At 72.4% G+C, this 15,684-nt stretch carries 12 protein-coding genes; 5 read left to right on the top strand and 7 right to left on the bottom strand.

Features of this window, described 5'->3' with window-relative positions; genetic code table 11:
• The first annotated feature begins 32 nt into the window (after positions 1-32).
• Both ACIP5K_RS28140 and ACIP5K_RS28135 read left to right on the top strand, forming a co-directional pair.
• Complete coding sequence (locus ACIP5K_RS28140) at positions 33-1,520, top strand: WXG100 family type VII secretion target (RefSeq protein WP_401413939.1); 1,488 nt, start codon at positions 33-35, stop codon at positions 1,518-1,520.
• 94 nt (positions 1,521-1,614) lie between these two features.
• Complete coding sequence (locus ACIP5K_RS28135; protein WP_401413937.1) at positions 1,615-3,015, top strand: S8 family serine peptidase; 1,401 nt, start codon at positions 1,615-1,617, stop codon at positions 3,013-3,015.
• A 498-nt stretch (positions 3,016-3,513) separates the two neighbouring features.
• Here ACIP5K_RS28135 and ACIP5K_RS28130 read toward each other — a convergent pair whose 3' ends face one another.
• The 3 genes from ACIP5K_RS28130 to ACIP5K_RS28120 form a co-directional block, all read right to left on the bottom strand.
• Positions 3,514-3,789, bottom strand: a complete 276-nt coding sequence (locus tag ACIP5K_RS28130; RefSeq protein ID WP_401413935.1) for a hypothetical protein — start codon at positions 3,787-3,789, stop codon at positions 3,514-3,516.
• Positions 3,790-4,923: 1,134 nt separating this feature from the next.
• The gene (locus ACIP5K_RS28125; protein ID WP_401413934.1) at positions 4,924-5,670 is read right to left on the bottom strand and encodes a hypothetical protein; all 747 of its coding nucleotides are present in this window, start codon (positions 5,668-5,670) and stop codon (positions 4,924-4,926) included.
• A 195-nt stretch (positions 5,671-5,865) separates the two neighbouring features.
• Positions 5,866-6,042 carry a hypothetical protein gene (locus ACIP5K_RS28120; protein WP_401413932.1) on the bottom strand — a complete coding sequence of 59 codons (177 nt, stop codon included), beginning with the start codon at positions 6,040-6,042 and terminating at the stop codon, positions 5,866-5,868.
• 55 nt (positions 6,043-6,097) lie between these two features.
• Here ACIP5K_RS28120 and ACIP5K_RS28115 point away from each other — a divergent pair, with 55 nt between their 5' ends.
• The 3 genes from ACIP5K_RS28115 to ACIP5K_RS28105 all read left to right on the top strand — a co-directional run bounded on the left by ACIP5K_RS28115 (position 6,098) and on the right by ACIP5K_RS28105 (position 11,728).
• Entirely contained in the window at positions 6,098-8,965 is a 2,868-nt protein-coding gene (locus ACIP5K_RS28115) for a toxin glutamine deamidase domain-containing protein (protein WP_401413930.1), read from the top strand.
• Between the two features lie 236 nt (positions 8,966-9,201).
• Positions 9,202-11,322 (top strand): hypothetical protein, encoded by a 2,121-nt coding sequence (locus ACIP5K_RS28110; RefSeq protein WP_401413929.1) that lies wholly within the window; start codon positions 9,202-9,204, stop codon positions 11,320-11,322.
• A 34-nt stretch (positions 11,323-11,356) separates the two neighbouring features.
• A complete protein-coding gene (locus tag ACIP5K_RS28105) occupies positions 11,357-11,728 on the top strand; it encodes a hypothetical protein (RefSeq protein ID WP_401413927.1) in 372 nt (123 codons plus the stop codon).
• 230 nt (positions 11,729-11,958) lie between these two features.
• On the opposite strand, the gene ACIP5K_RS28100 is transcribed toward ACIP5K_RS28105, so the two are convergent.
• The 4 genes from ACIP5K_RS28100 to ACIP5K_RS28085 form a co-directional block, all read right to left on the bottom strand.
• Entirely contained in the window at positions 11,959-12,435 is a 477-nt protein-coding gene (locus tag ACIP5K_RS28100; protein WP_401413925.1) for a hypothetical protein, read from the bottom strand.
• Between the two features lie 124 nt (positions 12,436-12,559).
• A complete protein-coding gene (locus ACIP5K_RS28095) occupies positions 12,560-13,597 on the bottom strand; it encodes an SUKH-4 family immunity protein (RefSeq protein WP_401413924.1) in 1,038 nt (345 codons plus the stop codon).
• Complete coding sequence (locus ACIP5K_RS28090; protein ID WP_401413922.1) at positions 13,594-15,027, bottom strand: hypothetical protein; 1,434 nt, start codon at positions 15,025-15,027, stop codon at positions 13,594-13,596. Before ACIP5K_RS28090 ends, ACIP5K_RS28095 begins: the two co-directional genes overlap by 4 nt.
• A 377-nt stretch (positions 15,028-15,404) precedes the next feature.
• Positions 15,405-15,677, bottom strand: coding sequence for a hypothetical protein (locus ACIP5K_RS28085; protein ID WP_401413920.1), 273 nt, complete (start codon positions 15,675-15,677; stop codon positions 15,405-15,407).
• Between the last annotated feature and the right edge of the window lie 7 nt (positions 15,678-15,684).

Raw genomic sequence — 15,684 nt, 5'->3', positions numbered from 1 at the left:
GGTAGCGGACGCGAAGGGAAGACGGGGCAGAGATGAGCGACAAGGGCGCGGACTACAACTATCAGGCGCCGACCCAGTGCTATGTCGGCGAGCACTCCAGCGACTTCAAGAACCACGACATGGACCAGATGAAGGCCATGGTCCAGAACTCCAACCCGGCGGACGTGCATCAGGCCGCCAACGGCTGGAAGGGCGTTCACGATCAGCTGGTCGACGTCAAGGCTGTCTACGAGGCGGCCGTGAGCGAGGTCCTCAAGGACTGGGAAGGCTCGTCGGCCGACCAGTTCCAGGCCCGCTCGAAGATCATCGCGAAGAAGATCGAGGACACGTCGACGTACGCGACGTACGTGTCCACCGCGATGACGAGCGCCGCCGTGAAGCTCGAGGAGATCAAGCCCGAGGTCATGGCGATGCAGAAGCCGAGCAAGGCCAGCAGCATCGGCGACCGCCTCACCGACGGCGGCCGCGACACCGACGGCCTCGACCGCGACATCGCCAACTCGAACGTCTCGGCGCAGGACATCGTGGACAACCGCGAGGGCGACATGTCCGCGGGGCGCGAGGCGCAGATGAAGATGGCTGTGAAGATGGAGGACTTGGGGGGTGCGTACAACGCGCAGACCAAGTCGATGGGGTCGTGGAACCGGAACGGATCGGGCCGGGAAGACACGGACGACTATCCGGGTGAGCCGGGTGGCATCGCCCCCGTGCCGATCGTTGCTGGTTCCCTGAGCCGCCCCTCGGCCCGTGCCGCGACGAGCAATCTCAGCCGTTCCAGCGGGTCGGGCTCTGGCTCGTCGATCACAGGTGTGCAGTCGCCGAACGCGAGCAGCGACGGCATCAGTGGCGGAATCGGTTCGCAGAAGCCTCCCACGGGATCCCAGATCGGCGCCGGCAACCTCAGCTTCGGCGGCGGCGCCGGTGGAGGAGCCGGTATCAGCACGGGTGGCGGGATCAGCACGGGCGGCGGCATCAGCGGCGGAATCGCCGGACCCGGAGCCGGTGCAGGTGCCGGTGGGGTCGGAGGAGCGGGTCTCGGCGCCGGGATCGGTGCCGGCGCGGGCCTCGGAGCAGGCGGACGGGGCGCTGCGGGCCGCGGTTCGCTCGGCGCAGGTGGCGTGGGGCGCGGCGGAGCCGGCGCCGGTGGCCGCGGTGGACTGGGCGCCGGTGGCGCTGGTCGAGGCGGGCTCGGTGCCGGTGGTACGGGAGCCGGCGCGGGCAAACCGGACGCGAAGGGCCTGAAGGGCAGCTCGCTCGCCCGTACCAAGGGCGGCGAGATCGGCAAGTCCGTGGTGAAGCCCGGATCGGGACAGCAGGGCGGCTCTGCCCTGCGCCAGAAGCCCAAGACCGCAACCGGTGGTGCCGGTACGAGCGCGGAACGCAACGGCGCCATGGGCCGCGGTGCCCAGACCAACGCCAAGGACAAGAAGAGGCGCGACAACTCCCGCCCGGACTACCTGGTCGAGGACGAGGAGACCTGGGCAAACGACCGCGTCGTCAACCCCAAGGTCGTGGAGTAGCCAGGACTGCTGGTTAAGTGTGCGGTGACGACAAGACGGGGCCCGCAGCCTTCGGGCTGTGGGCCCCGACCTGCGAGGGATGAGGTGTAACGGCATGGGCTTCACGCGAGCGCTGCGCGCGGTCGGCGCCGGGGCAGCGGCGGGAGCACTGCTCTTCGCGGCCGCGCCGACGGCGTCGGCCGACCAGGTGAGAGACGATCAGTGGCCTCTTGCCGCTTTCTCGGCCGACAAGGTCTGGGGCGTCGCAACCGGAAAGGGCGTGACGGTCGCAGTCATCGACAACGGCTTCAAGACGGATCACCCCGACCTCGAAGGCCAGTTCCTCAAGGGCAAGGACTTCGTCGATGGTGACGACTCGGTCGAGCCGGACCCGAGTGCGGAGAAGCCGGAGCACGGCACCTCCATGGCAGGTGTCATCGCCGCGCATGGCCACGGCGCAGGAGGCGCCGACGGAGTGAAGGGACTGGCCCCGGACGCCAAGATCCTCCCCATCCGCGATGTTGGAAGTTCGTCGGACGGTTTCTACGGGCCGGCGATTCGCTACGCCGTTGACCATGGCGCTGATGTCATCAACATTTCTCAGGGCATCGGAGACGCCGGGGACATCAGCAAGGACGTTCAATTGGAGCGGGAGGCGATCGGGTACGCCCTGGAGCATGGTGTACCTGTCGTCACGGCGTCAGGCAACGACGGCGAGGTGGTCGCCAAGTCGTCCGAGAGCTATCCCGCAGTCGAGCCGGGTGTAGTCACCGTGGGCGCGGTGGACTCCAATGGACAGATCTGGGATAAGTCGGACTACGGTCCTGAAGTGTTGCTCGCAGCGCCAGGAGTCAAGAACGTCGTCGCCGGCCTCGATGCTGATGGCTACGACGTCGGAAATGGCACCTCGGGCTCCACCGCCTACGTCTCCGCCGCCCTGGCCCTCCTGAAGCAGAAGTTCCCCGACCTGACCCCGGGCCAACTGGTCAACCGGCTGGTCAAGACGGCCGGGCTGCCCGCCTCTGCCAAGGGGACGACGCTCCCCGACGAGCACTACGGCTACGGATTCATCAAACCGTACTCGGCCCTCACCGCGAACATCCCGGCCGGCTCCAAGAACGGCCCCCTGAAGATCGACGAGCTGAACTCCGCCATCGCGAAGGGGAAGGGCGGCAGCGCCTCGGCGCCGTCCTCGTCCTCGTCGTCCGAAGCAGGCACGGCGGCCTCCGACTCCTCCGACTCCAGCGGCATGAGCCCGGGCGTGATCATCGGGATCGTCGTCGGCGCCCTCGTCGTCCTGGTGATCGTCGTCGTCCTGATCGTCCGGAGCAGGAAGAACAACGGCAGCGGACCGCCCCCGCCTCCCGGTGGCGGCTGGGGCGGCGGCGGACAGCCCCCGTACCCGGCGCAGCAGCAGTACCCGCAGCACCCGGGAAGCTACCCGCAGCAGGCACCCCCGGCACCCGGCTCGTACCCGCAGGCTCCGCCCTCGCAGTCCCCCTACGGCCACCAGTAGGACCGTAAGACCCGTAAGACCCGTAAGACCCGTAAGGCCCGAGAACCTGTGCCCCGCGTCCCCAGGACGCGGGGCACAGCCGTTTCAGCCGCCTCCCCCCATCAGAAACGCGGACCCGTGCGCCTCCGACGCACCGGACGTCGGCCCGGGACACCGGTGCGGGTCGTGCGAGTTGTGTGCAGTTCCGGGGGATGGGGCGCCCGCGGTTGACCCGCTGTTCGGGTGACTGGGTAAACTCGCGGCAAACCCGCGTCAGTTGAGTTGTACGAGGACGCAGGGACACGGGGCTACAGAACACGGGGATTCGGGGGATGCCGTCGTGGCGATGATGCTGCCGGACGAGCTGGCGTGGGTGCTGGAGATGCTCGGCTTCGACTGGCCGACCGCCAATGAGGACCACCTGACGCAGTGTGCCGCCACTTGGCGGGAGTTCGGGTCGCAGGTCGGTGACATCCAGGCGTCGGCGGTGCAGTCGGCGGGGAACGTCACGGCGGACAACTACGGCGACTCGATCGACGCGTTCGTGGAGAAGTGGCAGGACTTCTCCGGCGGGTCGGGGTATCTGGACGATGCCCGGCAGGCAGCCGAAATGATCGCGGTCGTGTTCGACACGGCGGCCGTGCTGGTGATCGCGATGAAGATCGCGGTGATCATCCAGTTGACGGTGCTGGCGATCCAGATCGCGATCGCGGCGGCGACCGCCGTGTTGACGTTCGGGTTGTCGGGTGCGGCGTCCGCCGCGTTGTCGCAGGTGACGCGAGTCGCGGTGCGCAAGATCCTCAAGGAGACGGCGGAGGCCATCCTGGAGGCGGTACTGGAGGCGGTGAAGGAACCGTTCATCTCCGCGTTGGAGGAGATGAGCAAGGACCTGATCGCCCAGACCGTCAACCAGAGCTTCGGCGCGCAGGACGGCTACAACCTGGGGCGCACCGCCAACGCCGGCACCACTGCGGTGAAGGACGGCTTCGACAACTTCGGCTCGACGCTCGGTGAGTCGCTGCGGGACGGCGCCGGTGGCCGGGCCGGACACCACGCCCGGGGCGGGCTCGACCATGCCGCGGGCAACAGCGGCCATGGCGGCTCCGACTCCGGGACGAGTGGTGACGGCGGGAGCGGGTCCGATTCCGGGTCCGGTTCCGGTTCCGGGGCGGATTCGGGTCCGGGGTCGAACTCCGGGTCGGGGTCCGGTTCGTCGGGTTCGGGTTCGGGTGCGGATTCCGGGTCCGGTTCCGGAGCGGGGTCGGGCGCGGGCGGTGGCTCGGGTGCCGGGTCCGGGGCTGGGTCCGGGTCCGGTGGTGGCTCGGGCGGTTCCGGAAGTACGTCGACCGGCTCGGGCGGCGGATCCGGTCCCCCCCCCGCGGGCTCGGGCTCCGGGTCCGGCGACGGTGGCGGCGGGGCCGGGCACACCGGTTCCTCTTCGGCCTCCGCGGGATCCTCCGGGCCCGGGAGCGACGGCGGTCAGGTGCGGACCACGGCGGCTGCCTCCGGCGACACGGGGTCGAGCGCGGGTACCGGGGGCGGCGGCCCCTCCTCCGACGGTGGCAAGCCGTTGACGCCGTTCGATGCCGGCTACCACGAGCAGCAGACCGGCGGCGGTGCCTCCGGGCAGACCGATACCGGCGGGGCGGACGGGTCTTCCGGCTCTTCGGGCCCGCAGCGGGATCCCGGTGCCGCCGGTACCACGTCGCCGGAACCGCATTCCGGGCCGCAGACCCATGCGGCGACCGAGACGTCGACGGCCTCGCCGACGCCGTCGAGCACGACCGCGCAGCACATCAACACGTCGTCGGAGAGCGCCCCGACGGCCCAGGACACGACGAACGGGGCACCGGCCCCGGGTTCCGCGCAGACCCCGTCGCAGGGGAGCCCGCACGACCCGTCGGCCGGGCAGGATCCGCGTACGCAGGTTCAGCAGCCCGCCGCCGCCCAGACGGGCACGCCGCAGTCCACCGACGGGACGACGTCCCCGACCAACACCTCGTCGTCCCCGGCGAACACTTCGTCAGCTCCGACCAGCAATGCGTCTCCGGCCAGCAACGCGTCTCCGACCAGCAATGCGTCTCCGGCCAGTACTGCGTCGTCGCCCTCCGGCACGTCGCCGGCCAGCAGCACGTCTTCGCCGTCGAACACGACGCCCTCGGGCACACCGCAGTCCGGCAACACGTCGTCACCCTCGGGCACGCCTTCGCCGTCGAACACGTCGCCCTCGGGTACGTCGCCGGCCAGCAATGCATCGACACCATCGGGCACGACGCCGGCCAGCAACACATCGACGCCGTCCAACACGACGCCGTCGAACACGACGCCTTCCAGCACACCCTCGCCGGCGCACGAGACACAGAGCGCCACGCCTTCCCCGGCGCACGCGACGCAGGGCGCCACACCGGGGCCCACCCCAGGTTCGACGCCGACCTCGACACCGGGACACACGCCCGATTCGACCTCGCCCTCGACCTCGACACCGGGCAACACGCCTGGCACCACGCCCGGGAACACGCAGGGTTCCCCCCAGTCCTCGACACCGAGTTCGACGCCGAACGGGGGTCCGGCTCCGCATACGGGTTCCAGTTCGGGTTCGCCGTCGCGTTCGTCGGCGCCGACGTTCCACGCGCAGAGCGTGACGACGACCGAGGCACCCGTCTCCGCGACCTCCACGCGCCCCGGGCCCACCCCGGGCGCCACCCCGGCCGGCGATCCCGGCCCGGCGACGAACATCCCCAACCAGGCGCCCCAGACCGGCCCGGCACCGGCCACGAACTCACAGCCCACCACACCGGCCCAGCAACCGGCGCGCCCCGCGGCGTCGACCCCGCGGCCGCGGACGGACACCCCTCAGCGTGCCAACCCCGCTCAGACACCGGCCCAGCCCACCAGGCAGGCGCCCACCCAGACCCCGGCACGGCCGAACACCCAGACACCCACGCCCAACAGCCCGGCGTCGAACCCGACCCCGACCCCGTCGTCGAACCCGACCCCGAACCCGGCGCCGAGCCCCACCCAGAACCCGACTCCGACGCCGAGCCCCACGCCGGGCCCGACCCCGAACCCGGCCCCGACGCCCGGTCAGACGACCCCCGGCGGAGTGCCGAACCAGGCCAATCCGGCGAACCCGACCAGCACGATCCCGCCCGGCGTGTACGCGGACCCGACGCAGCACCCGAACGGCAAGCCCCAGAACCAGCAGCCCGGCCACACCCCGGGCGAGGGGACACCGGCCACTCCGGCACCGGCCCCGACACCGCCGCCGGCACCCGCTCCGCTGTCTCAGGGCCAGAGCCTCCAGGAGATACGCGACAGCCTGAACCACGCCCCGTACGGTCTGCTCCCGCCCGACCCGGCGGACCAGCAGGCCCTGCTGAACGCGGTTCCGCGCAATCCCGACGGCACGCCGCAGCGCCACCCGGACCCGAACGGGACCTGGGCCCAGCTCCAGAACGACGGTGGCATCAGCCAGCCCGGCCGTTCCAACAACTGTCTGGACAACGCCCGCTCGGGCCTGTCGACCTGGTTCGGCGACCCACAGGTCGCCGCACCCCGCACGCCGGACACGAATCCGGACGGCTCCCTCGACACGATGTCGCCCGAGCGCGACTCGTACAACAACCTCGACGCCTGGGCGGGCCGTCCCCAGATCTGGGCCGGCGCCGACCATCCCAACCCCTACGGCCGGATCGCCCAGCACCTCCAGCAGGCCGGACCCGGCTCCGCGGCCGTGGTCGGCGTGCAGTGGCCCGGCGGTGGCGGACACGCCTTCAACGTCTACAACCACAACGGCAACATCATCTGGGTCGACCACCAGACCGGCCAGGTCTCGCCCAACCCCATCCACACCGGCGCCGCGGGCGTCCGCTACGTCCCCTTCGACTCCAACGGGCAGACGATGAACGCCCCTTGGGAGAACCAGGGGAACACGACGACGTCCAACGCGACGACGTCCAACGCGACGACGTCCAACGCGACGACGTCCAACGCGACGACGTCCAACGCGACGACGTCCAACGCGACGCCGAGCGCGACGCCGTCCAACGGAACTCCTGGCGGCACGTCCACTACGACGCCGGGCGCGACGTCGTCCAATACGACGCCCGGGAACTCGTCCAGCGCGACGACCCCCAACGGGACGCCGAACGGGGCGACGCCGAACGGGGCGACGCCGAACGGGGCGACGCCGAACGGGGCGACGCCGAACGGGACACCTGGAAACACCTCCCCCACGGGCACCCCCAGCACGACGACGTCCAACGGGACGCCCGGCGATTCGTCCACCACCACGTCCAACACAACACCCGGGAACACGTCCAACGCGACGCCGAGTACGACACCGACGCCGAATGGTGTGCCGGGCGACACGTCCAGCGGGACGACGCCCAACACGTCTCCCAACGCGTCTCCCAGTACGACACAGAGCACCGCGACGCCGGGCGACGGGTCCACCCCGACGTCCGCCCCCACCTACAACGGCACCCCCGGCGACACCTCGACGCCAGCATCCACCACGCCACACACAACGCCTCCCGGCCAGACGCCCTCTGGCCAGACACCACCGACGACGACACCTCCCGGCCAGACGCCGCCCACCACGACGCCGCCCACGACGACACCTCCCGGCCAGACGCCGACCACCACGACGCCGCCCACGACGACACCCCCCGGCCAGACACCGCCGCCCACCCAGACGGCCCCGCCCCAGCAAGGCCCCCCGCAGCCGGGGCAGACCCCGCCGGGGCAGACCTCACCTGGGCAGACCCCGCCTGGGCAGACCCCGCCCGGCCAGCCCCAGCCGGGGCAGACCCCGTCGTACGGCGCCCCCTCGAAGCACCCCCACTCCGACGACGACGGCTCGGCCGAGCCGCCGCCGAAGAAGCCGAAGCGTCAGCCGCCCGTCCCGCTCGAACCCGAGGGGGAGGGGTCGACCCCGTACGGCGAGCGGCAGCCGGGCCAGAAGCAGCACAGCCACTACAGCATGCTGCCGGAGGGATCGCAGGACACCCTTCGCCACAGCCACGAGGTGTCCCAGATAGACACCGACGTCACGGACGCGCATCTCCGGCGCTGGCTGAACGATGGGGACCTGGAACAGGTACTGGATCCGGCCTCCCGCCCGAACGGGAACACCGGCCCCTATACCCATGCCGAGTTGTCCGACGCGCTCCCGGGATTCGCCGACCTGACGCCTTCCGAGCGAGGCGAAGTCGTCGCGACCCTGGCCCGCCTGAGTCTCGACTTCCACCGGCAGAACGCTGTGGGACACGTTCCTCTGGGCGTGCCTCCGACGAGCCTGAATCCCCCTTACGCGAATCCGCCGGCCGGCCTCCCGCAGCAGAACGACATATCGCGCGGAGTCCACTACCACGCGCAGGCCGACATGTTCGGCGTGAAGAGCAACGGCAAGGCCAACCCCAGCCGCCAGGCCTACGAGCACGCCGAAGAGGTGTACGGGCCGGAGGCCGTCCGCAAGATGCGGCTGACGGAAGCGGCGGGAACCAGCGGGAACCGCCCCGACTTCACCGCTCGCAACTACGCCGTCGTCGAGGTCTTCAACCCGCAGGACGGCCAGACGTACTACCTGGTGGACAGCTCGATCCCGCAGCAGACACCGGACGAGGCCCACTCCGAACCCCACCTCGGAAACTATCTGGACCTGGTCAATTCCCATCGCCAGGCGAACGGAATGCCTCCGATCGAAGCGCGCAATCTGTATACGGAACGCGAGCCCTGCGGAGACAAGTCCGGACTGCCGAAGGCGGACTGCTCGAAATACATTCACGGTGCGAAGGTCTTCGAGGGCGTTCCCGTCGGCTATGCCACCGGATTCCGGAAGGGAGCCCTGGAAGACGGGGCGACGGCCAAGAAGAGCCAGATCCAGCGGAGTTTCAGCCGGGACTTCCAGGAGAACCTGAACCGCAAGGTGGAGCTCTGGATGGAACTCAGGGGAGCCGAAGCTCTGTAAGGCGCAGGGCGCGGGACGCCGATTGGGATCCGCCCGGCCTCCGTCCACAGCGCCCTGCCCCTCGACAGTCCGGGTCGTCAGTCCGGGTCGGCTGCCCGGGTCGGCAACCCCTCAGCGGCTGCCGACCCGGATGCGTATGATGCGACGCTGCTTGTAGCGGCCCTGTTCGACCACAGCTAGGAGTTCTCGTGCGAATCGACTGTTCAGGCCTGACTGCCGACGAGGTCCTGTCAGCGGTGGCGGAACGCGTCGAGGCGTCCGGCGACGGCCCCCAGCCGGTCGAGCTGGTGAACGTGCCGTTCGCCGGACCTCTGATCACCTCGGCCGAACCCGAGCGCGTCGCGGGGTCCGTCCCGCTGGCGGTGGAGCGCGAGTTCCGGCTGCGGGCCCGCGTCGTCGACTCCCCGGACCCGGCGCCCGACCGCGCGCAGGCGCCGGAACTGCCGCAGGTCCCGGGGATCGCACCGGAGACGGTCGCCCAACTGGTCGCGTCCGCAGCCGCGCTGGAGCAGACGGCCGCGCCGCTGGAGGTGTGGCACACCGTCGCCCAGGCCGTGCTCGACAACCACACATCCGACGACACCTCGGACCCGTCCGGCACAGCGGAACAACCGTCCGACCCGTCCGAGACGTCGTCCGAGTCCCCCCTCTCCACGTCGACGCTGCGCGCCCTGGTGGATGCCTGGCCCGACGTCCTGACCCTCGGCCCCGCCACCGCCGACGACGAACGGGCCGAGGAAGCCGCATCCGGAGCAGACGCGGACGGCACGGGCGACCGCGCCCGCCCGGAGGAACTGCGCTTCGCGGACACCGCCGTGCATCGAGCGGTGCGCGCCGCGTTCCCCGTGTCCCGTACGGATCACCGGGCCATCGCGAACGCCCTGACCCAGCTGCACCGGCGTCGCCCCACGACCACGTACACCGCCTGGGCGCTGCCCACCCACGCCGCCCTCGCCCAGGACATCGAACAGGTCCTGGACGACCCGGCCCTTCTGGCGACCCTCCACTGGTACGGACTGTGGTCGGGGCTCGCGACCGCCTACCCGGACGGGGTCCCCGGCGGGGGCACGGCCGCCGACGTCCACTTCCTCCACGCGCAGGGCGTGCGCCCGGGTTCGCAGGGCGAATGGGTCGCGTCGCTCCACCACGCCGCCGTCTCGCGCGGGGACGGCGCACAGGCCGAGGCCCTGGCCGAGGCCGCCGGCCCGCTCCCTTGGCGCACCCTCTGGTCCCACTGGCGCCTGCCCGGCGGACCCCTCGTCGCGTACCCCGCCCAGGGCGGGGTGCAGCAGGTGCGGGCCGCCGAGGAGGACGGCCGCCGGCTGATCGCCGAGTGGCGCGAGACCGGCGCCGCCCCGACCGACGAGGACGAAACCGACGGCACCGGTGATGAGCCGCGAGAGGTGTACGAGCGCCGACGCTGGGACGCCTGGTCCGGGCAGCCGGCCGACGGCCCCGAGCGGATCGTCAGCGCCTGGCCGGAGCTGACCGAGCAGCAGCCCTTCGCGGAGGTCGCCTACGCGGCGAACCGCAGCCGCGGCTGGCGGCAGGCCTCGCGCGGAACCGCCGAGGACGTTCCCCGGATGCCGGAGGCGGTCCGTGAGGCCGTCCGTCTGGCCCGCGACGACGCGGGCGCCGAGCTGTGGGTCTTCGCCGGATACGGGGGCCTCTTCGGCGCGCTCGTCGACCACAAGGCCGTCTCCAACCTGCCCCGGACGCCCTGGCGGAACCTGCTCGCGCCCGGACCGCTCACCAGCTCCGCCGCCTGGCCGTTCCCCCAGGACATCCCGCGCACGGACGACGAGGTCACCCGAGAGCGCCTGGAACGTGCCGACGCGTTCCGCGACGGCGCCTGCCGCCCCGTGGAACCGGCGGCCCTGCCGGACGAGTTGACCCACGAGCCGTCCCGCCGCTTCCTCAGCGGGACCGGCTGGCCGTGCACCCGCGTCATCGGCGGTCTTTACACCCTCGACCTCGGCCAGTCACCGCTCCAGCCGTCCGACGACCACCCCGGCATGCTCGAAGGCCTCGGCCAGCTCGCCTCCTGGAAGCTGTACGTCGACGGGGAGAGCGGCGCGGTCCTCGTCGACGAGGACGACGAACTGCTGCCCGTGGCGCGGAGCATGCCCCGCCTCCTCGCGCTGGCGCTCCTGAACCACCTCGTCCTCAGCGCACCGCTGACCAGCTCGGAGCTGGAGATGGAGGCCCTGTCCGAGACGCTGCCGTCCTGGGTGGCGGCCATCGACCCGGACGCCGCGGACTCCCCGGCCTGGGAGGGGGCGTTCGACGACCTCGCGTACGAGGCCGAGGACTACGGCACCCTCCTCGACGAGCTCGACGGCGCCCCGGCTGAGTGAGCCGCCGGGGTCCGGGTCCGTTAGGGTCGCGGGCATGACACGTACGGGTGGAGACCGCACCGGCCTCCAGTGGGAGGGCGACTTCGCGCGGCAGTGGGAGACCGAGCTGCCGTCGGAGGAGCGCGCGCTCGCCGAGGAACGGGCGCGGGTCGCCGAGGTGCTGCGCCGCGAGCGGCTGCGCGGCATCGTGTGCGCGGCCGTCTTCCTCGCGGCGGCGCTCGCCGCCCTCGTCGGACAGGCCGTCGGCGGCGCCGGCGCGGTGGCTCTGACCGCCAACGCCCTCGGCGTGCTGGGCGGCTGCGGCGCGCTGTGGCAGGCCGCACGCGGCCCGGCCGGGGCAGGCAGGACCGGCCTGTGGCTGATGGTCGGATCGGCACTGGTCATCGCGGTGGGCCAGGCACTCTGACCCACGGGCCCACGGGCCCACGGGCCCACGGGCCCACCGGCCGTCAGGCCCACCGGCCCACCGGCCGTCAGGCCCACCGGCCCACCGGCCCACGGGCCCACCGGACCCCCGGACCCCAGGCCCACAGACCGTCAGACCTCCGGGCCTCCCGACCCCGGGCCTCCCGACCCCGGGCCTCCCGACCCCAGGCCCCGGGCCTCCCGACCCCAGCCCCCCGGTTCTCCGGCCCCTCAGGCCATCTTGGTCATATGCGTCATGGTGCCCCCGCCACCCGCCGCGAAGTCGGTGTCGTTCCGCTGCTGCCGGATGAGCTCCTCGTTGAAGGACTCGTTCTCGTCGTGGTTCTTGGCCATGGCGGAGAGCGCGCCGCCGATGTTCGTCAGCTCCTGCGCCAAGTGGTTCATCGACTCGAACATGCCGGTCTGGAGGCCCTCGTAGGCGATGCCGAACTTCTCGCCGATCTCGTCGTCGCCCCACGGCGGCATGTTCGCCTTGTCGGCGAAGGTCGTGAGGCCCTGGACGAACCCCTCGACCTGACCGGGCTGCGCCGTGGCGGGGCCGCCGCTGGTGGGCGCGCAGGCGTTGACGGACGCCAGGCCGTTCTGGAGGGCCGCGGCCGCGGCCGAGAAGCGGCTGCCGAGGTCCTGGAAGGTGCCGCCCTCGCGGGAGAGGGACTGTGTATCGGTACGGATTCCTTCGCGGGCCATGGTGTTCCTCTCGGGTGACGAGCGTGAACCGGAGTACGGGGACGTGAACCGGAGTACGGGACAGGTCGGGCGGACCGGGGCCGGAACGTGGCCGGACCGGCGTCCGAACAGGGTCGGAACGGGGTCAGAACAGGCCGTGCCACATCTGGTCGATGATCACCGACCACCAGGTGCCGGGATCGCCGAAGCAGGTCGGGTCGAGGGCGAGGAGGCGGGCCTGGAGGTCGGCGACCGCGGCGCCCGCCTCGTACGGGTTCATGCCGGGCATGAGGTCGCGGGTGGTGGCGAGCGCGGCGAGGCAGTGCACGAACGCGGCGAGCGAGCCGTTCACGTAACGCCCGGCCCCCGTCTCCGGGTTGGCCGCCCAGACACTGCCCGCCTCCTGCTGCACGGTGATCACGTACCGGCCGTCCGAGCCGATCCGGGTGTGGGCGGACAGGATGTCGGCCGCGGCGGGCGACAACTCGGTGCCCAGCGCGCGCAGATGGGTCGCCGCGTCGACGAACAGGCCGCCGGGCGGCGGCGTCTCCGGCCGGTCCGCGGTGAAGAAGAGACTGATGTCGGCCGGGAGCCCGGTGCCGGTCAGCGTCGCGCGGGCCGCCTCGGGAAGCGGCACCGCGGCGACGGCCTCCGGGCTGTAGCGCTGCACCGGCAGACCGCCCGGCAGCTCCGCGGGCAGCCGCGGCACCGGGGCCGCATCGGACGGCAGCGGTACCCGGTGCGGGTGCGGCGGTGTCCGACCCGTGAGCCGCGCCATCGACTCCACCTGCGCGATGAGCGCGGCGACGCCCGCCGCCCGCTCGGCCGGGTCCTGGCCGTACGCGTGGCCGAACGAGACGGCGGCCGTCGGGAACCCGGCGGCGATCGCGTCCATGGTGTAGCCACCGGGGAGGGAGGAGGGGCGCAGGTCGGTGTGGATCGCCACCACGTTGCCCGGGGGGACGTCGCCGCGGAGCAGGTCCGACCATGCCTGGTACTCGGCGGGCGGCAGGCCGGGGCCGGAGACCCGCGTCAGATAGGTCTCCTCGCCGGTGCGCGGGTCGACGTACGTGAACACGGCGGTGTTCCCCGGGCCGGTGGCGGCGGGCGCGTTCTGCTGGTCCGGTGCCGGGGCCTGGGTCGGCTCCTGGTTCCGGCGGTCGTCGTGGTCGGGGGTGCTCACGCCTGTGTCTCCATCGGCTGGGAATGCGGCACGGTCGAAGGGGCTGCCGGGGCCGGCCGGTCGTCCGGGACGGCGAGCTCCGGGCGGGCGCGCAGCGCCTGGGCGTACTCCGGCAGGCCGTCCTCGTCGAACGCGGCCGCGAGGATCCGCGCGCGCAACGGAGGATCCGCCTGGGTGCGGGTGAGGAGCGGGGCCGCCCGCAGATACGTCAGGGCCGGCGGCGGGAGCTGCCCGGCCGCCGCCTCGTCCGCCGCGACCTCCTCGATGGCCGCGCGCAGCACCACCGGATCCGCGTACGCCATCAGCGACGGGTCGGTGAGCAGCCGCGGCAACTGGCCCGCGCCGAGCGCGTGGCCCGCGATGGCGTCCCGCACGTAGGGCTCGGCCCGCGCCCAGTCCTGGTCGGGCACCCGGCCGAGCAGCTCCATGGCGATGCACAGGTGCGCGGCCGGCACGTCGGGCAGCTGGGCCCGGAGCGCCGCGCCGAGCGCGGGATGGGCGAGCGCCACGAGAGGGCCGGTCCCGGTCCCGGTGCGGGTGGCGGAGTCCGGGGCGGCATCGGGGTCGATCCCGGCGGGCCGCACGAACGGGCCCGCCAGCTGCATCCCGTCGGCGATCTCCGCCGTCATGTCGCGCCCCGCGAGCGCCGAGGCGAGCGGCACCCACAGGTGCAGGGGCAGGCCGTCGCCCTCGGCGAGGGCGAGCGGGGCGAGCGTCGCGCGCAGGACCGCCGGATCGGCGCCGAGGCGGCGGGCGTGCAGGTCGAGGACGTCGACGGGCGAGGCGGGCACGTGCTGGTGCGGGTCCGGAGCCGGGTCGGGCGCCGACAGCCAGCCCGCGGCGGCCAGTTGGACGGTCAGGCGGCTCCCGCCGGGGCCGGCGAGGGCCCGCGCGGCGAGGGCGGAGGCGAGCGTCTGCCGGGCCCGGGGATCCGCCGTGAACGGCAGCTCGGGCGCGCCGAACACCGGGTCGAGCACCGCCGCGGTCTGCCGGGCGAGCCCCTCCGGGTCGGCGTACTCGGGCGCGTCCAGATCGACGACCTGGACCGTGCCGGCGGGCAGGGCCGACGCGATCAGCTCCGCGATCCCGGGCGGCACCTCGGCCAGGAGCCGCACGGAGTCCAGCGCGGCCAGCGGCAGCAGCAGTTCGCGCGCCAGCCGCTCGGGGCCGCGCCCGGAGCGGACCGGACCGGCCTGGCCCACGTCGGGCACGACCACGGTGCGCTCGGCGCCGTCGGCGCCCAGCGCCTCGTACACCTGCGCGTCCCGGACCGCGTCGATGCCGTAGTGGTCGGCGAGCAGCCACAGCAGCTGCGCGGCGGTGCGCCCCGCGGCGCTCGGCACGGCCGGGGCGGGCAGCGGGGGCGGGACGGTCGAGGGATCGACGCGGCCGAGGTCCATGCGGGCGCGGTACTCGGGATCGCACACCATCAGGAAACCGGTCAGCAGGTGTGAACCCCCGCACCCCGGCGACCCGGTGAGGAGCACCACGCGCGGTGCGCCCGGTGCGCCGGCCCGCCACGCGGCCAGGGCGCGCAGGGCCGCGGTCCGGCCGCCGATGTACGGATGCGGCTCGAAGGCGTGCTCACCACGGAGCTCACCACGGAGCTCACTACGGAGCTCACCACCGTGCTCTCGCCCGTCGCCGGACGGCGGCGCAGGGCTGCTTGGCTGACTCATGACCCCTGTTTCCCCCGGTTCATCGTCTGCGTGACCGCACCAGGTCGCGGTGCCGGCCACTGCGTGTCAAGTCTAGTGCCGCCTGCTGACAGCGGGCATGGAGCGTCCGATGTTCGCCGGGACGGGCCCTAGCCCCGCGCCACCTGCTGCCGGTACACGTCGATGGCCGAGTCCGGCGGGAAGTTCGGCACGTACATCGTCGAGCCGTCGCTCTTCGAGATCACCAGGTGGCTGCCGCCGTAGCTCGGCGGTTCGGTCGGCGGGAAGGTCGCGTAGACCAGGAAGCCGATGTCGAACTCCTGGACGTTGAGCGTGGCCGGAGTGCCGTCCGCGCACAGCGGCTGGAACGTCGTCCGCGCGATCGCGAGCGCCTCGTCGGTGGTGCGGGGTGCGGTGGTCACCGTACTT

The organism is Streptomyces sp. NPDC088785 (assembly GCF_044750685.1).
In the GTDB taxonomy this organism is placed as follows: Bacteria; Actinomycetota; Actinomycetes; order Streptomycetales; family Streptomycetaceae; genus Streptomyces.
Note: the sequence above shows the minus strand (reverse complement) of the source record. Positions and strands in the feature narration are given on the sequence as shown.